The 20,531-nt window shown below is 45.5% G+C and carries 17 protein-coding genes and 2 pseudogenes; 15 read left to right on the top strand and 4 right to left on the bottom strand.

The features are described from left to right. Positions 1–107 precede the first annotated feature (107 nt). Positions 108–920: a DUF3891 family protein gene (locus C1T21_RS07315; RefSeq protein ID WP_103047784.1), complete on the top strand. Its 813-nt coding sequence runs from the start codon at positions 108–110 to the stop codon at positions 918–920. A gap of 114 nt (positions 921–1,034) precedes the next feature. On the opposite strand, the gene C1T21_RS27270 is transcribed toward C1T21_RS07315, so the two are convergent. Beyond that, on the bottom strand, positions 1,035–1,172 hold the full coding sequence (locus C1T21_RS27270) for a hypothetical protein (protein ID WP_023988334.1): 138 nt from the start codon (positions 1,170–1,172) through the stop codon (positions 1,035–1,037). Between the two features lie 257 nt (positions 1,173–1,429). Between C1T21_RS27270 and C1T21_RS07310 the strand changes: the two genes are divergently transcribed. The 7 genes from C1T21_RS07310 (at position 1,430) to C1T21_RS07280 (ending at position 12,329) form a co-directional block, all read left to right on the top strand. Beyond that, complete coding sequence (locus C1T21_RS07310) at positions 1,430–2,575, top strand: glucose-1-phosphate adenylyltransferase (protein WP_103047783.1); 1,146 nt, start codon at positions 1,430–1,432, stop codon at positions 2,573–2,575. 23 nt (positions 2,576–2,598) lie between these two features. Further along, positions 2,599–3,702 (top strand): glucose-1-phosphate adenylyltransferase subunit GlgD, encoded by a 1,104-nt coding sequence (glgD, locus tag C1T21_RS07305; RefSeq protein WP_103047782.1) that lies wholly within the window; start codon positions 2,599–2,601, stop codon positions 3,700–3,702. 45 nt (positions 3,703–3,747) lie between these two features. Beyond that, on the top strand, positions 3,748–6,201 hold the full coding sequence (locus tag C1T21_RS07300) for a glycogen/starch/alpha-glucan phosphorylase (RefSeq protein WP_103047781.1): 2,454 nt from the start codon (positions 3,748–3,750) through the stop codon (positions 6,199–6,201). Between the two features lie 190 nt (positions 6,202–6,391). After that, complete coding sequence (locus C1T21_RS07295; RefSeq protein ID WP_028542387.1) at positions 6,392–6,943, top strand: DUF2062 domain-containing protein; 552 nt, start codon at positions 6,392–6,394, stop codon at positions 6,941–6,943. Between the two features lie 153 nt (positions 6,944–7,096). Continuing rightward, positions 7,097–8,113, top strand: a complete 1,017-nt coding sequence (locus tag C1T21_RS07290; protein ID WP_103047779.1) for a hypothetical protein — start codon at positions 7,097–7,099, stop codon at positions 8,111–8,113. A 157-nt stretch (positions 8,114–8,270) separates the two neighbouring features. Then, positions 8,271–10,946, top strand: coding sequence for a YhgE/Pip domain-containing protein (locus C1T21_RS07285; protein WP_103047778.1), 2,676 nt, complete (start codon positions 8,271–8,273; stop codon positions 10,944–10,946). Between the two features lie 408 nt (positions 10,947–11,354). After that, complete coding sequence (locus C1T21_RS07280; RefSeq protein ID WP_103047777.1) at positions 11,355–12,329, top strand: aldo/keto reductase; 975 nt, start codon at positions 11,355–11,357, stop codon at positions 12,327–12,329. Between the two features lie 185 nt (positions 12,330–12,514). On the opposite strand, the pseudogene C1T21_RS07275 reads toward C1T21_RS07280, so the two are convergent. Continuing rightward, a pseudogene (locus C1T21_RS07275) lies at positions 12,515–12,709 on the bottom strand (multidrug resistance efflux transporter family protein); the annotation flags it as partial. A gap of 134 nt (positions 12,710–12,843) precedes the next feature. Between C1T21_RS07275 and C1T21_RS07270 the strand changes: the two are divergent. Further along, positions 12,844–14,031 (top strand): GTP-binding protein, encoded by a 1,188-nt coding sequence (locus C1T21_RS07270; protein WP_103047776.1) that lies wholly within the window; start codon positions 12,844–12,846, stop codon positions 14,029–14,031. A gap of 5 nt (positions 14,032–14,036) precedes the next feature. Here the strand turns inward: C1T21_RS07270 and C1T21_RS07265 are convergent, their stop codons facing one another. Then, the gene (locus C1T21_RS07265; protein WP_103047775.1) at positions 14,037–14,897 is read right to left on the bottom strand and encodes a LysR family transcriptional regulator; all 861 of its coding nucleotides are present in this window, start codon (positions 14,895–14,897) and stop codon (positions 14,037–14,039) included. A 137-nt stretch (positions 14,898–15,034) separates the two neighbouring features. On the opposite strand from C1T21_RS07265, the gene C1T21_RS07260 reads away from it, so the two are divergent. Together C1T21_RS07260 and C1T21_RS07255 are read left to right on the top strand one after the other, a co-directional pair. Continuing rightward, positions 15,035–15,364 (top strand): antibiotic biosynthesis monooxygenase family protein, encoded by a 330-nt coding sequence (locus C1T21_RS07260; RefSeq protein WP_025722950.1) that lies wholly within the window; start codon positions 15,035–15,037, stop codon positions 15,362–15,364. 9 nt (positions 15,365–15,373) lie between these two features. Next, positions 15,374–15,946, top strand: a pseudogene (locus tag C1T21_RS07255) (sensor histidine kinase); the annotation flags it as partial. 86 nt (positions 15,947–16,032) lie between these two features. Here the strand turns inward: C1T21_RS07255 and C1T21_RS07250 are convergent. Next, entirely contained in the window at positions 16,033–16,902 is an 870-nt protein-coding gene (locus C1T21_RS07250) for a DUF421 domain-containing protein (RefSeq protein WP_103047774.1), read from the bottom strand. Positions 16,903–17,174: 272 nt separating this feature from the next. On the opposite strand from C1T21_RS07250, the gene C1T21_RS07245 reads away from it, so the two are divergent. From C1T21_RS07245 to C1T21_RS07230, 4 genes are all read left to right on the top strand, one after another. Then, positions 17,175–17,444: a glutaredoxin family protein gene (locus C1T21_RS07245; RefSeq protein ID WP_023988351.1), complete on the top strand. Its 270-nt coding sequence runs from the start codon at positions 17,175–17,177 to the stop codon at positions 17,442–17,444. Positions 17,445–17,485: 41 nt separating this feature from the next. After that, positions 17,486–18,826 carry an LLM class flavin-dependent oxidoreductase gene (locus tag C1T21_RS07240; protein WP_013310067.1) on the top strand — a complete coding sequence of 447 codons (1,341 nt, stop codon included), beginning with the start codon at positions 17,486–17,488 and terminating at the stop codon, positions 18,824–18,826. Between the two features lie 17 nt (positions 18,827–18,843). Next, entirely contained in the window at positions 18,844–19,374 is a 531-nt protein-coding gene (gene ssuE, locus C1T21_RS07235; protein WP_103047773.1) for an NADPH-dependent FMN reductase, read from the top strand. A gap of 108 nt (positions 19,375–19,482) precedes the next feature. Continuing rightward, the gene (locus tag C1T21_RS07230; RefSeq protein WP_013310069.1) at positions 19,483–20,373 is read left to right on the top strand and encodes a LysR family transcriptional regulator; all 891 of its coding nucleotides are present in this window, start codon (positions 19,483–19,485) and stop codon (positions 20,371–20,373) included. Positions 20,374–20,531: the final 158 nt, after the last annotated feature.

Below are 20,531 nucleotides of genomic sequence, written 5' to 3'. Positions count from 1 at the left end.
TGCCTTTTTACCCTTATCCTGATATAATAAACGTAAGCATAACCATGGCCTTCGATCAGAGAGTTTGTACACAATCACACGAATCGCCGAACGGAAGGGGAGAGCATATGGTTATTTATGAAACGGACCAAGCTTATATCATGACGACGCAGCATGACCATGCCCATATTTCGGGTGAGTTGGCTTCACAATGGGAAGAGAGTGCCTTCAAGAATAGACGTCACAAGCAGGATTTTGTATATGCAGCAAGGGAGCATGATCGGGGTTGGATACAGTTAGACGCTGCTCCTTTCTGGAATGATCATGTGTCTGCACCTTATACATTTATTGATTTTCCGCTCAGTCCACGTTTTGTTTTTTATCGTCTTGGGATTGATGAAGTCGAACAAGGAAATACGTATGCGGCATTGCTGTGTAGCTTGATGTACAAGGAGCTAGTCGGACGGACCGAGCATCAAAACGCTCAGGACAAGCAGATTACGCATGCTTATCAGGAGGCGGAGGAACAGCGTCGGCAGAGGCTCAAACAGGAGCTGGCATGTGGCGTAACCTTCGACCATCAAGTGCGGACGGATGTACGGAGAATGTTGTTTTGCGACGAATTGAGTCTGTTTTTGTGCAGCCGAGAGCCGGGTACGCCTACAGCAGATTATGAATGGTTTGCTGAAGGTTTAAGCTTCCCGGCTGTTCGACATGAAAGCGGGCGAGTTTGGGCCGAGTGGCTATCGGATCAGACTGTAGGTCTTTCCTTTTTTCCTTTCAGGGGCAAGGTAGGGATTACTCATACCTTTAAGCAGGTGGACAAGGAGAAAATTCGTACATTTGGTCTCCTAGAGGCTTACCGTTCTTCCGAATGGACGCATCGAACCTTTACCGTTGAACATATCATGGAAGTAGAAGAACATAAGGAGAATGCCTGACCGTCTACGGATACAGCCTCGAACAATATTTTGTTCGTAGACGCAGAAAAAAGTCAGAGCAAAGCCTCCCTGAACCATAATTCAGAGAGGCTCGCTTTTTCTAGCTTTAACATTTTACGATTTTGCAGATGTTTTCGCACGATTGACAATAGTCTGTACCTTATTCAATACCTTATCGCGTGCCCCTTTATTTTTCATCAGATACGTAACACCCATTCCCAATGCTGCTACCACCCATTTTTTATTCTTCATGAATAACGCCTCCTTATGATCATGTTGTCATACACGATTGCTTTAAAAGTATCCAAAATGTGAAAAGATGAACGGGATTTTACGATTTAGTGATTCCTTGCACTCGTTCCGCATAACTATGATTTTACCCTTCTCCATCACATCTTACCCGTTCCTTCGCCAATGAAACGATTACGACTGTCTTTTCATGTTTAATGGATATTATTAAATATCCCGCCACAATGGCTTCAGACGCACATGACAGGGAGGTCTTTGTTATGAGAAAGAAGGAAGTGGTTGCCATGCTGCTCGCCGGCGGACAAGGCAAAAGACTCAAAGGACTTACCCGTACACTAGCCAAACCGGCAGTATTTTTTGGAGGAACTTACCGCATTATTGATTTCCCTCTCAGCAATTGCACTCATTCTGGTATAGACACCGTAGGCGTATTGACCCAATACGAGCCGTTGGTGCTTCATTCCTATATCGGCGTTGGGAGCGACTGGGATTTGGATCGCCTGGATGGAGGAGTTTTTGTTTTACCACCGCACGAGAAAGAAAATGGAAACAACTGGTACAGAGGCACGGCGGATGCAATTTATCGAAACCTGCATTTCTTGGATCAGTATGACCCGGAGCATGTACTCATTCTGTCAGGGGATCACATTTATAAAATGGACTACAGTCGAATGCTCCACTACCACAAGGAGAAGGAAGCAGACTGCACCATTTCTGTCATCAATGTCACGATTCAGGAAGCCCAACGATTTGGGATACTGAACGCCGATGATGATCTGAAAATATATGACTTTGAGGAGAAGCCTGAACAGCCGAAAAGTACATTGGCCTCCATGGGCATTTATTTGTTCAAATGGGAGGTGTTGCGTCGCTATTTACTGGAAAGCGCAAGCGATTCTGAATCCTCACATGATTTTGGCAAGGATATCATTCCATTGCTGCTTCAGCATGGCCGGTCGCTGTATGCGTACCCGTTTGCCGGGTACTGGAAGGATGTAGGTACCATTCAGAGCTTATGGGAGTCCAACATGGATCTTCTGGTTCAGGATCCGCCTTTGGATCTGAACGATCCTTTCTGGCGCATCTATACCCGCAGTCCCAATCAACCGGCCCAGTATATAACCCAACGGGCGACTCTCAAAAACAGTATTGTAAATGAAGGCTGCATGGTGGATGGAGAAGTAAGGCATTCTGTACTATTTTATGGGGTCGAAGTAGGTGAAGGGAGCGTTATTACCGATTCTGTCATCATGCCAAACGTAAAAATTGGGCGCAATGTACGTATCCACCGGGCTATCGTGAATGAGAACATCGTTATTGAAGACAACGCGTTTATCGGACCTGAAGATAGTTCTGATGAGATTATTTTGTTCGATCAGGAAAGCCAGCTTCATGCACGAATTTAACCCGGATAAGGACGGTGTCTGCTATGAGCCGACTCATTGGAGTTATCAACCTGGATCACGAACTGGATCAGTTGAAGGAGTTAACCTATTTCCGGTGCGGGGCCGCAGTACCCTTTGCCAGTCGATATCGGCTCATTGATTTTACCTTATCCAACATGATGCATGCAGGGGTGCATGATATTGCACTGTTTATCCGCCGCAAATACCGTTCGCTGCTGGATCATCTGGGTGAAGGTCGACCTTGGGATTTAGACCGCAGACGGGGCGGGTTGTTTATTTTGCCACCGGACTGGAATGATCCGACGGATGCATCACGTGGGGATTTGCAGCATGTGCACAACAATTTGGACTTTTTCCATCGCTCATCGGGGCAAACCATTGTTCACGCAGGAACTCAGCATGTCAATAAGGTTGATATCGAGGATGTATACCGTTATCATCGGGAGAAAAATGCAGATGTTACCCTCGTATATAAACCCATAGACCAGCTCGAATCTGAGCATGCTCCTTGTGCACGCCTGGAGATTGATGAGAACGGACGAGTGACTGGTATTCATCAGGAGCAGGATCATCATAATATTTATCTGGAAATGTTCGTGATGGACAAAAGCCTGTATCTGGATCAGGTGAAGCATTGCATTGCCCATCAGGATAATCATTTCTTTCGCGATGCCATCCAGAAAAACCCAAGTGGGCTACGCATTTATGCGTATCGTTATGAAGGTTATCATGCAGTCATTAATTCTATCGAGAGCTACTATAAAAATAGCATGAGGCTGCTGGATCAGCAGCAGTATCAAGCACTGTTTCAGAATCAACCGGTGCATACCAAAATCAAGTATGAAGCCCCGACCCGCTATACGCACAGCGCCGAGGTGGATCATTCACTTGTTGCCAATGGCTGCACCATTGGGGGCAAGGTCGAGAACAGTATTCTTTTCCGTGGAGTGCGGGTGGAGGAGGGTGCGCGGGTAAGCAACTCGATTATTATGCAAAAATGTGTCATCCGTAAAGGGGCAGTTGTGGAGAATGTGGTTTTAGATAAAGATGTACAGCTTTCACCAGATCGAACTCTGATTGGCGACATTAGAGTGCCCTATGTCATTGCCAAGAATAGCGTAATTTAAAGGATATACTTAGTCATTAAAACGGAAATAACAGGAGGTACAACTTTGTTCAGCAATAAAGAAGCTTTTAAGCAGGCTTTTCGAGAGCAACTGGTCGGAAGGCTGGGCAAACCGATGCAGGAGGCTCAGTCGGAAGACGTATATAAGGTTTTGGGTGGCATGATTCGTGAACAAGTCGGCAAGAATTGGGCAGAAACGAACCAAGCCTACAAAGAGGGACAAGAGAAGCAGATTTATTATTTTTCACTGGAATTTTTGATAGGTCGTCTATTGGGCAGTAATCTGCTGAATTTGGGCGTACTCGATATGGTTCGGCAGGCATTGGGTGAACTGGGCTGGGATCTGGAGGAAATTGAAGAACAGGAGGCGGACGCGGGGCTAGGCAATGGTGGTCTTGGCCGTCTGGCGGCTTGCTTCATGGACTCGCTGGCATCCCTTGGCTATGCAGGACATGGTTGTGGTATCCGATATAAATATGGTCTGTTTGAACAGCGTATTGTGGACGGCAATCAGGTTGAACTGCCGGATTACTGGCTACAGAAAGGGAATGTCTGGGAGGAACGCCGTCCTGACAAAAAGGTCGAGGTTCATTTTTGGGGAAGAGTGGAAACCCGTGAACAGGAGGGACGTCTTGTATTCGAGACACAGGATGCCGAAACAGTCTGGGCTGTCCCTTACGATATTCCGCTGGTGGGCTATGGTCATGCGCAGGTGAATACGCTGCGGATTTGGAGTGCGGAATCAGCGCTTGATCCCGTTCGAGGACCGATTCGAGGCGAGGGCGGTTATTACCGCTTTCTCGACTACAATCGATCGGTGGAATCCATCTCAGCATTTCTATATCCGGATGACTCCAATTATGAGGGCAAGCTGCTTCGCTTGAAGCAGCAGTATTTCCTGTGCTCGGCCGGATTGCAAAGTATTTTGCGTACGTTCGAGAAGCTCCGTTTACCTTATAGCCAGTTGCCCGATAAAATAGCACTGCACATTAACGATACACATCCGACGCTGGTTATACCGGAACTGATGCGTATTCTGATAGACTTGAAGGGCTTGGGTTGGGACGATGCATGGGATATTACGACGCGAACCGTTTCTTATACGAATCATACGATATTAAGTGAGGCGCTGGAACAATGGCCTGTCAATATGGTACGGGAGCTACTTCCTCGTATTTCCTTAATCATTGAAGAAATTAACAAACGTTATTGCGCTATGCTACTGGAGCGTTACCCGGGTCAGGACATCAAAATTGGTGAAATGGCGATTATTCACGGTGAACAAATCCGTATGGCTCACTTGGCAATCGTCGGCAGCTACAGCGTTAATGGGGTAGCTGCGCTGCATACGCAAATATTAAAGGAACGAGAGATGAAGTCGTTTCACGAGCTGTACCCTGACCGTTTTAACAATAAAACAAACGGGATTGCCCATCGCCGCTGGCTAATACACGCCAACCCGGAGCTGGCAAGCTTGTACGATGAGACCATCGGCACACGCTGGAGGACCCGTCCAAGGGAGCTCATCGACCTGCTTCGTTACAGTGGGGACGAGTCGTTCAAAGAACGGATACAGGCGATTAAGCGAAATAATAAAGTCAGGCTCGCTGAGCATGTTTTTGCGAAACAGGGCGTGCGACTGGATACGTCCTCCATTTTTGATGTACAGGTCAAACGGTTGCATGGTTATAAGCGACAGCTGCTCAACATTTTGCATGTGATGCACCTATACAGCCAGCTTAAAAGTAATCCTGGCCTGGATGTGACGCCACGCACGTTTATTTTTGGAGCCAAAGCCGCTCCCGGTTATTTTCTCGCCAAACAGACGATCAAGCTTATTAACAACGTGGCGGAAACAATCAATCGGGATGTAGATGTCAAGGACAAGCTGAAAGTCGTTTTCCTTGAAAATTATTCGGTCTCGCTAGCGGAGCTGATTATTCCTGCTGCGGATGTCAGTGAGCAGATTTCCACGGCAGGCAAGGAAGCCTCAGGCACAGGGAATATGAAATTTATGATGAACGGTGCGCTCACAATAGGTACATTGGACGGAGCCAATGTTGAAATGCATGAAATGGTAGGAGATGCCAACATGTTCATTTTTGGATTGAAGGTGGATCAGATCGAGGCATATTACCGGGACGGCCAGTATTCGGCGCGCAAAACAGCCAACAGTGACGAAAGACTGCGTGAAGTGTTGGATCAACTTGTGAACGATGCTCCTTTTACGCGGCATGAACGGGAATTTGAGGCCATTTATCAATCCCTGATTGATCATAATGATGAATACTTTGTGCTCAAGGACTTCGCAGCCTATGTGGATACACAGGTTCATATTGAACAGGTGTATCGGAATCCCTCGGAGTGGACTCGGCGAGCTATTGTGAATATGGCCCATTCCGGGAAATTTTCTAGTGATTGTACGATTCAGCAGTACGCGGCTGAGATTTGGGACATTGTACCTCTCCAAAACGATGTCAACAAGCGAATTCTGTCCTAAAACGGCGAAACAGGCGGAATAACATTGCTTTTCGAACGCTGAGGGTTATAATGACAGTATAGACATAAGTAAGGATGGGAGCTGTATTGACTCATTCCTGAACTTGAATTGTACTGTTGAAGGAGTCCTCCTATTGATAAAGCTCAATCCGAAAAGGCTCAAACCTTATAAATCGAAGAAGAAATATAATATGTTTCAAAATATATGGCGTGCGATTCGGCTGAATTTCATCAAGCTGTTGCGCGCCCCTGGTGGAGTTAAAAAGATCTCTTTGGGCTTCGCCATTGGCTTTGCGCTGGAGATGATCGTGATTTCCACGGCTTCTCTGGTATATCTTGTTTTTTATCCGATTGTTCGTCTGTCCGGTGGCTCGCTGCCTGCGGCCATTGTGGGTAACGTCGTAGGTAAGCTGACCTTTTTGCCAATTGTATTGATGCCATTCGCCAAGCAAGTGGGAGCTTGGATTTATCCATCTCATTATCCGGTACATGTCAGGGGCGGACGACTTCACGAGCATTCTTTTATGGAGCTGTTTCACGGCAACTGGTCTGTATTCAGAGACTTGCTGCACGGAGGCTTGCACATCCTGATCGGCATGTCGATTTTCGGCGTGGTGCTGGGCATTATCTCGTATTTTGTCATTCAGGTTCTGTATAATCGTTCGCTTCACAAACGGTTGGAAAAGCGGAAGTTGCGTCATGGCGCAGCATTTTCGGCGGCCAGACTGCTGAAGAATGGATAACGATGCATAAGAAGGAAGCTCTTCGAGCCTATTTATCAGGTTCGAAGGGCTTCTTTGGGTTGGGGGCAAGAAACTTTTATTTTGGTGTTACGTCTAAGGATACATGTCCCCATTCATATCCGTCTCAATTGAGATGTCAGGAGGAATTGACCCATGAAAAAATGGAGTTCTGTCACTACATCAGTTGCGGTAATATCCATACTTTTGGGAACGGCTCCAGTTGCATGGGCACAGCAGCCCGCCGTTGCCATAGCTCAAAACGCACAAACTTCTGTTAACTTGGACCCAACCGCCACTAAGCGTTTAACAGATGTGCTGAACACATTAGCGGGGAAACAAACAATAGAGTTTACAAGCGCTGATACTGCTTTTGACGCTTGGACGGTAAACGGTACTTTGAGCGGGACAGCTACTGCTGATTTCATCCAAAATTACGATTCCAAAAAGGGAATCGTGCAATCCACCAGCATTATTTATGATGCGGCTGATCTCAACAAAGTTATGGACAATAATCTACGCAGTAGGGTTGCATCGTTCCTGAAAACATTTGATCGTGATGGTGTGTTTAAAACGAAGGCCGTCTGGCGTGTATATTCCCCGAATGATGAAGGAGAACTCAAAAATTATTGGGTACTGTGGGGACATGACCAAAGTCTCTACATTGATCTTGATCAAGGAAATAAAATAACGGCCAGCATAATGTATTCGCTCAAAGACGTTAAAGCTGCACTGACCAACAAAGCGAATCGTTCGCTCAAAACACTTGGTATTCCTTCGAGCAATCCGTTTGAATATGTGTTTCGTCAGCATGAAGGCAATGATACCGTTTGGAATATCCGGGACGATAATGAGTTAAACAACGTGCTGATTGGCGTGAAAACCGGTAAAGTGTGGGCCGTAAAAAACGAGCTTGGCATGGATTGGACGGGGGAAAAGGATTTTGTCAAAGCATTCGCTAAGCCAAAGCTCAGCCAAACTCAGGCGCTTTCAGCAGTGAAGTCGAAAGTGCAATCCCTTTTTGGAATTAACATAAAAGGATATACCGTAAAAATTAAGGATAACGAGTATACGTTCTCCCAAAAAGGCGGGGTTACTGTTGTGGGAAAAATCAATAAAAAAGGAGCATTTTATTCCCTAGAGGCTATGCCCGCGAATGGAGTTCGAAATTAAGCAGATTGATTTTAGTAAAAAGCGTATGATCTCTATAAGAGGCATACGCTTTTGACATATTTTGTAACAGAATTGGCTTCATTCGCTCGAATCGTTTACAATACGTGTGCATACAACAATGGACGACAGGTTAATGTACATACAAGGAGTGATGAAGTTGCGGAAGATATGGCAAATCTACTTAACAGACTGGAGAAATGTATTCAAAGTATCGACCGGGACTTTATTAGTTATTGGCATCATTCTTTTGCCTTCCGTCTATGCATGGGTGAATTTGAAAGCGATGTGGGATCCGTATGCGAATACATCCGGGATTAAAATTGCAGTAACTAGCCAAGACCAGGGTGCAGAAGTGAATGGTAAAAAGATTAATATCGGCGATGAGGTTTTGCATAACCTTCAAAATAACAAGAAGCTGGGTTGGACTTTTGTTAATGAAGCGGAAGCACGAAAAGGTGTGTTGGATGGTGATTATTATGCCAGCCTGCTGATCCCAAAAGATTTTTCAGAGAAAATTACGAGTGTGCTGACGGAAAATCCGCAAAAGCCGGAAATTGATTACGCCGTAAATGAAAAAATTAATGCAGTAGCTCCGAAAATTACATCTTCGGGGGCAACCTCTCTGACGAACCAGATTAGCCAAAACTTTATTGAAACTGCCAGCCAGGCTGTATTGACGAAGTTGAAGGAAGCCGGAGTCAAGTTGGAGGAGGAGCTCCCGACGATTCGTAACATTGAGAACCGGGTGTTGGAGCTGAATAATCGATTGCCGGATATCGAAAGGTTGGGCAAACAGGCATTGGAACTGGAGCAAAATTTGCCGAAGATAAAGGCACAGGGACAAAAGATCATTGCATTGAAGGAGAAAATTCCTGAAATTAACCGTGCCGGTGACCTGGTGCTCAAAATTGACAAAAACATGCCTGAGCTGGACAAGGTAGCCACTGTTATTTTGGATATCCAAAAAAGACTACCTGATATTCAAAAGGCCGGTGATCGAATTGTTGAACTGGATCAAAATTTCAGCAAGGTAGAAAGCGCACTGGCTACCGCTTTAGAGGACACGCAAACGGCCCTTAAGGTCATTAATGCTGCTCAGAAAGCACTGCCAGAAGTACAGAAAATAGCGGACACAGGCAAGGGCTTTACAACCGGTTTACTTGAATTTCTGGACAAAAACGAGGGCGCGCTTGATTCGATTGGTACAGTAGTTAAAGAAGACTTACAGCTGGTACAACAAATCGCGAGCGAAGTTTCTCAGATTACAGACATCATTCGTGGTGTGGATTTTGATCCTAAAGCAGCACAAGCTGCGGTGAATCGTGTCAGCGGTAGGCTGACAACTGCCGTGGGGGTGCTGGATCATATTTCTCAATTGCTGAACCGTGTGAACGGATACTTGCCAAGTCAACCTCTGGATTCACTTATTTCCCGTGTAAGCGGGGTGGAGGATCGTTTCCGTCGTCTGAATAGCACAGTAACTAGTATCGGGGATGCCATCCAGCGCGGTGAAAAGCCTGCGCAAAATCTGCTGGATGACACTGATCGCCTTGCAGGAGAAATCAGTAGCGGAATTGACAGCATTTTGGGCAATTATGATACGGAGTATGCACCCGCCATTCAAAAGGCGCTGGATCAGATCAAATCCGTTGCCCGCAATTCTGCCAATGTGCTGACTACAGCTCAAGAGCAGCTACCGAATATTGAAAAGCTATTAAATGACGCACAGGCTGCAGCAGAATTCGGTCAGCAAGAGCTAACACGTCTCCAGCAGGATCTGCCACAATACCGTCAAAAACTGCATGAAGCGGCGACGACGATTCAGGGACGTATGGGCGAGTTTACGAATGCTGTGAACAAAGCGGCAGACTTCGTAAATAACGATTTGCCGGCGGTTAAAAATAAAATTCATCAGGCAGCAGATTTTGTGCGTAATGATTTGCCCAAAGCGGAACAACAGTTTGTCAAAATGGCTGATTTAATTGAAAATAAATTCCCTGAAGCAGAAAAAGCGGTACACCAAGTAGCCAATTTTGTAAGGACCGATCTTCCAGCTGCCGAGGATTCCATACGCCAGGCTGCAGACACAATTCGCAAGCTTAAGGGCGAAAATGCACTCGGACGCGCTATTGCATTGCTCAAGGGGGATGTGAAAAAGGAAAGTGATTTTCTCGGCAGTCCGGTATCGTTGAAGCAGGAACGGATATACCCAATCCCCAACTATGGTTCGGCGATGTCACCTTTTTACACTACATTGTCGATTTGGGTGGGTGCGATGCTACTGGTCTCGATGTTCAGGGTGGATGTGGATGACCCGGAAGGACAATTTAAAAGCTACCAAGTGTATTTCGGACGGCTTATGACATTCTCCACGATTGGTATTTTTCAGGCGCTGAGCGTATCTCTCGGTGACTTGTTCCTGCTCGGGGCGTATGTGGATGCCAAAGTAGCCTTCGTACTGTCCTCTATGCTGATCAGTCTGGTGTTTACAGCGATGACCTATACACTAGTTTCTGTGTTCGGCAATATCGGCAAGGGACTGGCGGTCATCCTGTTGGTACTTCAATTCTCCAGTTCAGGAGGGACATTCCCGATTGCGACGAGTACACCGTTCTTTCAGGCGCTGAATCCGTTTGTACCATTCACCTATGCGGTTAGTCTGTTACGAGAGACAGTAGGAGGGATGTTGCCTTCAACGGTGACACGGGATGTGGTGATGCTGTTTGTATTTATCGGTGTTTGCTTCCTGTTTGGATTGGTGTTTAAGAAGCCGCTCAGCAAGCATACGAAAAAAATGGCCGAGCGAGCAAAAGAAACGAAATTGATTCCTTGATTGTAAAAAAAAGAATGAGTTACGGTGGTTGAAGTGAGCTGCTCCGCGAAGGATTTGATCTTACGATCGCTGTTGCCACGGGATTCTTTGCATTGGATTAGGACATGACAAGGTAAGAATCCCATAGCAAAGGCGAGCGCTCCGCTTCTCCAGATTCAAATCCTCCGCTCCGCTGGCAACCGCCGTAAAGTCACTATTTTTTCATATGGAGTAGGTAGTATGGTAGGAGATGCCTCGCGCTTGCTGCTTCGGCGGTGCGCGGGGCTTTTTTGCATGCGCTATCCAACCTTTAAATTGCATTTGGGGGTGTTTCAATGTGGTTTGTTCTGGTGAATAAACGGAGTATGGTCTTTTTTGGCATGTAATTTTGCGGAATTTTAAAATCCTTAGGTAAAGGCGGGAGGCAGTATGGAGTATTCATACTTAGGAAAGTCAGGCTTAAAGGTTAGTCGGTTATGTCTGGGGACGATGAATTTCGGACCGGAAACCGAAGAAAAGGATGCGTTTAAAATTATGGATGTCGCGCTGGATGCGGGCATTAACTTTTTTGATACGGCTAATGTTTATGGCCATGACCGTAAAGGCTGGACAGAGGAAATTATCGGACGTTGGTTCCAGCAGGGCGGCGGAAGACGCGAGAAGGTCGTGTTGGCGACTAAGGTATACGGAGACATGAAAAATGAACATGACGGACCCAACGCAGGATCAGGCTTGTCTGCTTACAAAATTCGCCGTCATTTGGATGCGTCGCTGAAACGTCTTCAAACCGACCATGTAGAGCTATATCAAATGCATCATATTGACCGAAATGTGTCATGGGATGAACTGTGGGGCGTATTCGAGTCCGTGGTGGATCGGGGACAAGTTGATTATATCGGTTCTAGTAATTTTGCAGGCTGGCATATTGCGGTGGCGCAGGCAGAAGCGAAGGCACGGCGTTTTCTAGGGCTTGTATCGGAGCAGCATTTGTACAACCTGAACGAACGTTCCGCCGAGCTTGAAGTATTACCAGCAGCTCAGGAGTTGGGTCTGGGTGTGATTCCATGGAGCCCGCTGGCGGGCGGACTGCTGGGACGGAATGCGTTAGCAGGTACTGGTTCTCGCAGCGCACGCGCCAAGGAAAAGGTGGAGCAGAATCGTGCGAAGCTGGAGCAATTTGCAGCATTGTCCCGCGAGCTGGGTGAAAAGGAAGACGTGATTGCACTGGCTTGGGTACTGTCCCATCCGGCCGTAACGGCTCCAATTATCGGACCACGGACCTTAGAACAGTTAGAGGATGCTCTACGGGTACCTGAGGTCAAATTGAGCGAAGATGTGCTTGCCAAGCTGAATGAGATTTTCCCTGGTCCGGGAAAACCTGCGCCAGAAGCCTACGCTTGGTAATAATACTTCGTACTCGCAATAAAGCATTATTCTTTGTGAGAAATAATCGGCAAAAAGCAGCAGATCAGGAGCTTCCTCTTGATCTGCTGCTTTTTTTCTGGTGCCTGATCCACACTTGAACGACCATGGCAAGAATAAATATGTGCTAAACGGGATCTATTTTTTTAGATATTATTTTCTGAGTAGATCACCCCTGAAAACACAGCCACCAAGGCGGACTGTACCGTCTGTTCCTTACTTGGCATTCCCACGCTGAAAACTCCATATACAGAAAGCAATAACCAGAAGGGGAAGCTGGCTAATGTCATCCCGAGCACACGTTGATAGGCATCCAATCGTCCCGCACAGAGTTCCATCATTTTACGATTACCTAATGGATAGATTATTCATTTCAAGAGTTTCTTTACAGTTGACAAGGTAAAAGGGATGCTGTATATTACTGAAAGTTGATGTTAATAGTAATTATTACGATTTAAAAGAATGAAAAGCTAATATTCAAGGGAGCGTAGCAGCGATGAATAAGAAACCAATACCGGTAACAGTGTTGAGCGGATATTTGGGTGCAGGAAAAACAACGATTTTGAATCATGTATTAAACAATCGAGACGGAATGAAAGTGGCAGTCATCGTCAATGACATGAGTGAAGTGAATATAGATGCTGAGCTGGTTAAAAAAGAGGGCGGCTTGTCCAGAACAGAAGAAAAACTGGTCCAGTTGTCTAATGGTTGTATTTGCTGCACATTGCGTGAAGATTTATTACTGGAGGTCAAGAAGCTGACGGAGCAAGGCGAGTTTGATTATATTTTAATCGAGTCTACAGGCATCAGTGAGCCCGTGCCAATCGCTCAAACCTTTACGTACGCCGATGAAGGAACTGGCATTGATTTGGCTTCGCTGGCAAAACTGGATTGCATGGTGACCGTAGTTGATGCGAACCGTTTCTGGCATGATTTTGAATCAGGAGAAACGCTACTGGATCGTAGGCAGGCTACTGGTGAAGACGACACGCGTGATATCTCGGACTTGTTGATTGACCAGATTGAAACTTGTGATGTATTGATTTTGAATAAGTGCGATCTGGTTCAGCCTGTGGAGCTAGACAAGCTGGAGGGTGTGCTGCGGAGATTACAGCCTGAAGCCCGAATCATTCGAACTTCTAAGGGAAAGGTCGCTCCTTCGGACATTTTGAATACAGGGCTGTTCAATTTTGACAAAGCTAGTCAATCCGCTGGATGGATTCGGGAGCTGGAGCTTGAAAGCCATACACCGGAAACAGACGAATATGGGATCAATTCCTTTGTATATCGCCGTAGAAGACCATTTCATCCTGCGAGATTGGCTGAATTTATGAGCTACTGGCCGGAGGAGGTCGTTCGCGCCAAAGGTTTGGCCTGGATTGCAACCCCGCAGGATTGGGCAGCGAGTATTAGCCAGGCAGGACCATCTATTCAATTTGGCCCTGCGGGAAGCTGGCTTGCTGCGTTATCTGAAGAAGAACGGCAGGAGATCGTTGCAGCTGACCCTGAGGCTCTGGACCATTGGGATGAACAATGGGGCGACCGCATGAACGAAATCGTCATGATAGGTATTGGAATGAATCGACCGGACTTGGAAGAAGAGCTAGATGAATGTCTGCTGAACGATAACGAAATGGATATGGACTGGTCCAGTTTTGAGAATCCGCTTCCTTGGCCGACATGATGAAGCTAGTTGATCCATTCAGTAATAAAGTCCATACATTTTTTGGCTGCTGGAGAAACATTTTTTAAGGAAACGGTAGCGATACCGATAGTACGGAAATGCCTTTCGTCCAAAGGTCGAATAGAGATGTCGTAAGGAATGTGAGACAGGATCATTTCAGGAAGAATACTCACGCCTAGGCCATTCTGCACCATAGCCATAATCGCATGGTCATCTTCTAATTCATATTTGATTTTGGGTGACATATTATGCTGTGAAAAAATATTTCTTACATCCGTGTCACAGCCTGCAACAGGCATAATAAAAGGCTCATCTCTGAGCTGTTCTACTCGAATTGAGGCTTGCTTTCCAAGAATATGATCGGAAGGAAGTAGACAAAGCATGCTTTCTTCTTTTAATGGCAACGCCTCTAATGTGTCTAATGTGGGTAGGTTCACAAAGCCGAAATCAGCTTCCCCACTGACTATCCAGCTCTCAATTTCATGGTAGTTCCCATCGAGCAGTTTTACTTCAATAAGAGGAAACTGCTCATTGAATTTTTTTAGAATACGGGGCAGCCAATGAATAGAGACGCTTGAAAATGTGCCGATCTTTACGGTTCCGATTTCCAATCCTTTAATTAAAGCTACCTCTTGGTAGAGCTTTTCATCCATTTGTACAATCTCTCTAAATCGCTTCATTAATCTTTCCCCGTTATTGGTCAATCGGATGCCTGAACGACCTCGGATCAGAAGAGTCAACCCTAGTTCATGTTCCAATCCAGAGATCGCATGGCTGATTGCTGATTGTGTAAGATTTAAAACTTCCCCGGCCTTTGTGAAACTTCCCATTTCAACTACGCAAAGAAAAATCTTATATTTAAACAAATTCGTGTTCACTCCTATTTTTTATGAAATATATTCATGCATCATATCAGATATATTCATTTTTTTTATTTAATATTTATGATTATAATCAAATTAAAGAAAGGTTATTTAATTTTGTTTTAGGAGGAACATGTCATATGAACTCAATTGCTAAAACTCCTCGACCGCCCTATTATGCGGCTATCTTTACTTCTGAACGTACGGAAGGAGATGGCGGATACGGAGTGATGGGAGACAAAATGGTGGAACTGGCTGCCCAACAGCCTGGTTTTCTAGGTGTGGAAAGTGTTCGTGACCACAATGGAGTAGGCATTACAGTTTCTTATTGGGAGTCTCTGGACGCTATAAAAAATTGGAAACATAACGAGCTGCACAAGGTAGCGCAGGAAAAAGGGAAATCCGAGTGGTATAAAACATTTGGTTTAAGAGTGAGCAAGGTAGAACGAGATTATTTTTTTACAGTGTAAATAGGTTCAATATCCAAGCTAAGCGATAATCTCATGAAGCTGGCGATTCTGGATTCGGAGCGGCATCCATTTCGTCCGTCCCTTTATCGGCTGGACAAGCAGCTGATTTTGCTTATTCTCGCCTGCGAACCGCAATGGGAGGCTAAAAAAATCGATATGATTGTTGAGGTGGATATAGTTGAGGTCAACGCAGACGAGGATCTGATGGGCCAGGTTTGGGTGAATCTTCTTCACAATGCCATTAAATTTACACCACAGGGTGGAAGCATATCTGTTTCTCTTTCAAGTAACGGCGATCAGGCGGTTATCTGCATTGCGGATACGGGACAGGGCATCAACGAACAGGATCAGCAGCGCATTTTTGAACGATTTTATAAAGCAGACCAGTCACGGACCCGAACTGCAGGAGGCAGCGGCTTGGGACTTTCCATTGCCTATAAAATAACAGAAATGCATACCGGCTCTATCTCTGTATCCAGCAAGGTGGGAGAAGGAACGGTATTTACAGTTATGCTGCCGCTGCGCCAGAAAGTAATGAAAGGCAGCAGCAACTGTGAAATGTACACCGGCACAGTAAGTTAAAAAGGAGCGTCTTCAAAGCCATAAGTGGCTGAAGGACGCTCCTTTTAGTTCCCATGCTTATACTCTTATGGCATATGCGTATGTGCTCAGGACTTAGATGTATTTACCGGCTGCATCTCCTGTATAGCTTCTTTCAAGCTTTGTGAGCATTGCTCATATAGCTGTTTTCTTTGTTGCTCACTGGAACCAGATGCGAGTTTTTGCAACTCCGTTGTGCATTGTTCCAGCAAAGTCAGCACGGCTTGATTCGAATCTTGTACCTTGCTTAGCTGTACATTATCACTATATTGGTCAATGTATAGTTCTCCTTGCGGGTCCACCTGCGCGAAAAACACATCTTTGACCGTTAGGCTCTTTTCCTTTAGCTTGGCATCCAGCCATTGTTGAGTAATCCCCATATATGCCATTTGTTGCTCCATAAGTTGCCCATCCATAATGACTGCTGTGGGTTCCTTCTCCGGTAATTGCTGTATATTCAGATCCTTAAGCGTTACAGGCTGCTTGTCTTTGGTTAACAGCACATTGACTTCGCCACTGGTTTCCATGAGAGCAAATTCTACATCAGATACTTTGAATACATTCTTGCTTCGTAGCTGCTCCATGAGTTCATCCAGGGTAAGCCGTTCCTTTCTCAGATTATCCTCTAAAATTTTGCCGTCTTTGATCAGGATTGTTGTCATTCCATCTGATAAATCTCTGACTTTCTTGCTTTTAATTTGCAAATATTCAATGCCAAGTGTTGTCAGTACCCATACGGCTAACGAGACAGTACCCAAATACCAAGAGGATTCACGTTCTAAAGGAATTGAAGCCGCCAAGTTACCGATGGTGATGCCAGTTATATATTCGAACAAGGAAAGCTGCGATACCTGACGTTTTCCAAGAATCTTGGTAATCACAAAAAGAATAACGATAGCTAATAACGTACGTAAAGCTACCAAGGCCCATTCCTGCATTTGTCCAACCTCATTTCATTTCGCCACAAGGGCGCTACTATTCCAAGGATGTCCGCGCCAAGGTCCATTTAAACTCCAATTCATCTAATTTTAAATAACCAAGCTCCCAATAAACCGATTAATTACGATATAAAATTAAAATTTTCTATCGTTGAATTAGCAATGTCTATTACACAAGCGATTGACGGAAAAGGGGCGGCAGGATACATTATAAATATAATTCTTATTTAATTCATCGGGATTATAAACATTAAGCTCACGGAGGTATGTATATGTCGTCCAAACCTAAAGTTGTATTGTGGAGTAAAACCGGCTGTCATTTTTGTGGAGAGATCAAATCGTACCTGGAATCCCAAAATCAGCCGTATGAAAATATCCAAGTGGACGGAAATGATGCGCTGCGTGACGTGCTGGAGACCAAATATGGTATTCGTTATGTCCCTGTCGTCGAGGTAGGCGGCGATAATAAATATGAAGCACTGCTCAACCCGGATCTGGAAGAGTTGGGTAAAGTGTTGGAAAGTTACAATCAAGTGGTATAAGCCGACGGGAAATCATTATTTTCAAGAGAGGTGGAAGGGTTATGGCTAAGAATAGACAAATTAAATTTGGTGCGATTATTCACGGTGTTGGGGGAAGCATGACGACTTGGCGTCACCCTGAAGTACCTGCGGATGCGAGTGTTAACTTTGAATTTTATAAAACGCAGGCGCAAAAGGCAGAGGAAGGAAAGTTTGACCTCGTATTTATCGCAGATGGCCTGTTCATTAACGAAAAATCCATTCCGCACTTTCTGAACCGTTTTGAACCAATTACGATTTTGTCCGCTTTGGCTGGGGTGACGAAGCATATCGGACTGGTCGGCACACTGTCGACTTCCTATAGCGAACCGTTCACGGTAGCACGCCAGTTTTCTTCCATTGATCATATTAGCGGAGGTCGTGCAGGCTGGAATGTGGTAACTTCCCCGCTCGAAGGCTCTGCCCTTAACTTTAGCAAAGGCGAGCACCCGTCGCATCCGCAGCGCTATAAAATTGCAGAGGAATATTTACAGGTTACCAAAGGACTGTGGGACTCGTGGGAAGAGGATGCGTTCGTTCGTGATAAGGAAGCCGGCGTATTCTTTGATCCTGAAAAGCTGCATACACTGAACCATAAAGGTGAGTTTTTCTCTGTGCAAGGTCCGCTAAACATTGGGCGATCCAAGCAGGGACAGCCGGTTATTTTCCAGGCAGGTTCCTCGGAGGATGGCAAAAACCTGGCCGCCAAGGAAGCGGATGCTGTATTTACAGGACATGAAACGTTAGAGGAAGCGCAGCAGTTTTATCGTGATGTAAAAGAACGTGCGGTACGTTATGGTAGATCCGAAGAGGATATTGTCATTTTGCCGGGCATTTCGCCGATTATTGGCAGCACGACGGAGGAAGCGGAACGTAAGTATGAAGAGATCACTAATCTGGTGACGATTGAGGCTGCGTTAAAATATTTGGGACGTTTCTTCGATCATCATGATTTCTCACAATATCCGCTGGATGAGCCATTCCCTGAGCTTGATGGTATTGGCAGCAATGCGTTCCGCAGCGGTACAGATAAAATCAAACGAGTAGCCAAGGAACAAAATTTGACCTTACGCGAGGTTGCGCTGCGTTCAGCTACACCGAGAACCTCTTTTATCGGAACCGCTGAGCAGGTAGCGGATCGAGTGCAGGAGTGGTTCGAAAGAAAAGGGGCAGACGGATTCATTATTGGTTCTGATGTGCCATCGGGTCTGCATGACTTCGTAAATCTGGTTGTGCCTATTTTGCAGGAACGCGGTATTTACCGTCAGGATTATGAATTTAGCACACTGCGTGAAAACCTGGGCGTGCCTATTCCTGAGAACCGCTATACAGCAGCCAGATCCAAAGTGAAGGTTGACGCATAACAGAAGGAGGAAAAAATATGTCCAAGGTTGTCATCCTATCAGGCAGTCCGTCTACACAATCCCGTTTATACGGCTTGATTAACTATACAACGGAGCAGTTGCAGCAGGCTGGAGCGGAGGTCACATTACTGAATGTGGTCGACTTGCCAGCGGAGGATCTGGTCACAGCTAACTTTAACAGCCCCGACGTCACAGCATCACTTGCATTGATTGCAGCAGCGGATGCCGTTATTGTGGCTTCTCCAGTCTATAAGGCGTCCTATTCAGGACTATTGAAAATATTCCTGGATTTGGTTCCGCAGGAGGGGCTAAGAGGGAAACCTGTCTTGCCTTTATTTATCGGAGGTACACTGGCTCACCTGCTGGTCATTGACTATGCCTTGAAGCCGGTTATTAATGCACTGGGCGGAAGACATATTCTTGGCGGGGTGTATGCAGTGGATCAGTGGATTGAACGTCTGCCAGATGGAGCATACGGGTTGTCCGAAGAATTGGTTGCACGGTTAGAACGCTCTGTTAAAGAACTAAATGAGCTATTAAAGTTATAGATATTTTCAATATTTCCATTGACAGGTCGTTCAGTGAGTTTTATGATACAAAAAAACCAAGTTAACTTATTGGATAAATGTATATAAAACTTACTGGGGGACTTGCGTATGAATATCGAGAATATGGAAGCCTTTGTATACGTGAATCATTATGGGAGCTTTAATAAGGCTGCAGAAGCCTTGTTCTTGTCCCAGCCCTCTGTTACAGCCCGGATTCAGACGCTAGAGCGCGAGCTAGAATGCAAGTTGTTCGACCGCCAAAGCAAGCAAACGGTTCTGACGGAGGATGGACGAAAGTTTCTTCCTTATGCGGAGCAGATGCTTCAGGTGCTGCAAAAAGGGAAGCAAAAGCTCCAACAGCGTAAGAAAGCCCCTCAGCAAATTCGAATTGGCTGCACGATATCGGTGTCGAACTACATCATTCCTGAAATATTAAAGCAACTTCGTGCCCGTTATCCAGAGGTTAACTACAAAATTGTGACGGCTACGACGGATCAACTGGTACATAAACTGTTAAACCGTGAGGTAGACATTAGTTTTGTCCGTAAAGTGATGCATCCGGCTATCCGTACGCTTGCTTTTTATGAAGATCCGATTTCCCTGTATGTATACGACGGCCATCCGTTTATGAAGACAGGAAAGGCCAGCATACAGGATATTCAACGTGAAACACTGGTGTTTTTCGAATGCGGATCACTAGATTGGATGAGAATTCATCGCGCTTTTGAATCACTGGAGCAGCCACCGGACATTGCTTTTCAGGTAGACAATGTGGTCACGGCCAAAAAGCTGGTATTGGAAGAAGCGGGTATTGCCTTTTTGCCGGATGTCTGTGTGAACCGTGAAGTGAAAGATCAGAAACTGTTCCGTATCCATGTTCCAGAGGTAGCTGGGGTGTCGATGCAGATTAGCATAATAGCGACCAAAGAAGACTGTGCAGTGACCTCGGATTTTGCAGATGCACTGACAGAAGGTTTCCGGGGTGCTGTTTTGTTATAGAAAAGTTCTATGGCTTGATGGATTGACGTATAGGTTTCCAGGTGTTAAATTAATCACATCCTAAAACCGATTAAACTTATAGGAATTATTAATTATTGGATGTTGTAGCTACCATGTATGTCGCAAACTGCTGATATACAAAGAGATGAGGGGGATTC

Source organism: Paenibacillus sp. F4, from assembly GCF_002894905.1.
Lineage (GTDB): Bacteria > Bacillota > Bacilli > Paenibacillales > Paenibacillaceae > Paenibacillus > Paenibacillus polymyxa_B.
The sequence above is the reverse complement of the archived record's forward strand: the minus strand, read 5'-3'. Positions and strand labels throughout refer to the sequence as shown.

Coding starts and splice junctions, on each gene's coding strand:
- C1T21_RS07315 (WP_103047784.1), top strand. CDS start 108: ATGGTTATTTATGAAACGGACCAAGCTTATATCATGACGACGCAGCAT.
- C1T21_RS27270 (WP_023988334.1), bottom strand. CDS start 1,172: ATGAAGAATAAAAAATGGGTGGTAGCAGCATTGGGAATGGGTGTTACG.
- C1T21_RS07310 (WP_103047783.1), top strand. CDS start 1,430: ATGAGAAAGAAGGAAGTGGTTGCCATGCTGCTCGCCGGCGGACAAGGC.
- glgD (WP_103047782.1), top strand. CDS start 2,599: ATGAGCCGACTCATTGGAGTTATCAACCTGGATCACGAACTGGATCAG.
- C1T21_RS07295 (WP_028542387.1), top strand. CDS start 6,392: ATGTTTCAAAATATATGGCGTGCGATTCGGCTGAATTTCATCAAGCTG.
- C1T21_RS07290 (WP_103047779.1), top strand. CDS start 7,097: ATGAAAAAATGGAGTTCTGTCACTACATCAGTTGCGGTAATATCCATA.
- C1T21_RS07280 (WP_103047777.1), top strand. CDS start 11,355: ATGGAGTATTCATACTTAGGAAAGTCAGGCTTAAAGGTTAGTCGGTTA.
- C1T21_RS07270 (WP_103047776.1), top strand. CDS start 12,844: ATGAATAAGAAACCAATACCGGTAACAGTGTTGAGCGGATATTTGGGT.
- C1T21_RS07260 (WP_025722950.1), top strand. CDS start 15,035: ATGAACTCAATTGCTAAAACTCCTCGACCGCCCTATTATGCGGCTATC.
- C1T21_RS07250 (WP_103047774.1), bottom strand. CDS start 16,902: ATGCAGGAATGGGCCTTGGTAGCTTTACGTACGTTATTAGCTATCGTT.
- C1T21_RS07245 (WP_023988351.1), top strand. CDS start 17,175: ATGTCGTCCAAACCTAAAGTTGTATTGTGGAGTAAAACCGGCTGTCAT.
- C1T21_RS07240 (WP_013310067.1), top strand. CDS start 17,486: ATGGCTAAGAATAGACAAATTAAATTTGGTGCGATTATTCACGGTGTT.
- ssuE (WP_103047773.1), top strand. CDS start 18,844: ATGTCCAAGGTTGTCATCCTATCAGGCAGTCCGTCTACACAATCCCGT.
- C1T21_RS07230 (WP_013310069.1), top strand. CDS start 19,483: ATGAATATCGAGAATATGGAAGCCTTTGTATACGTGAATCATTATGGG.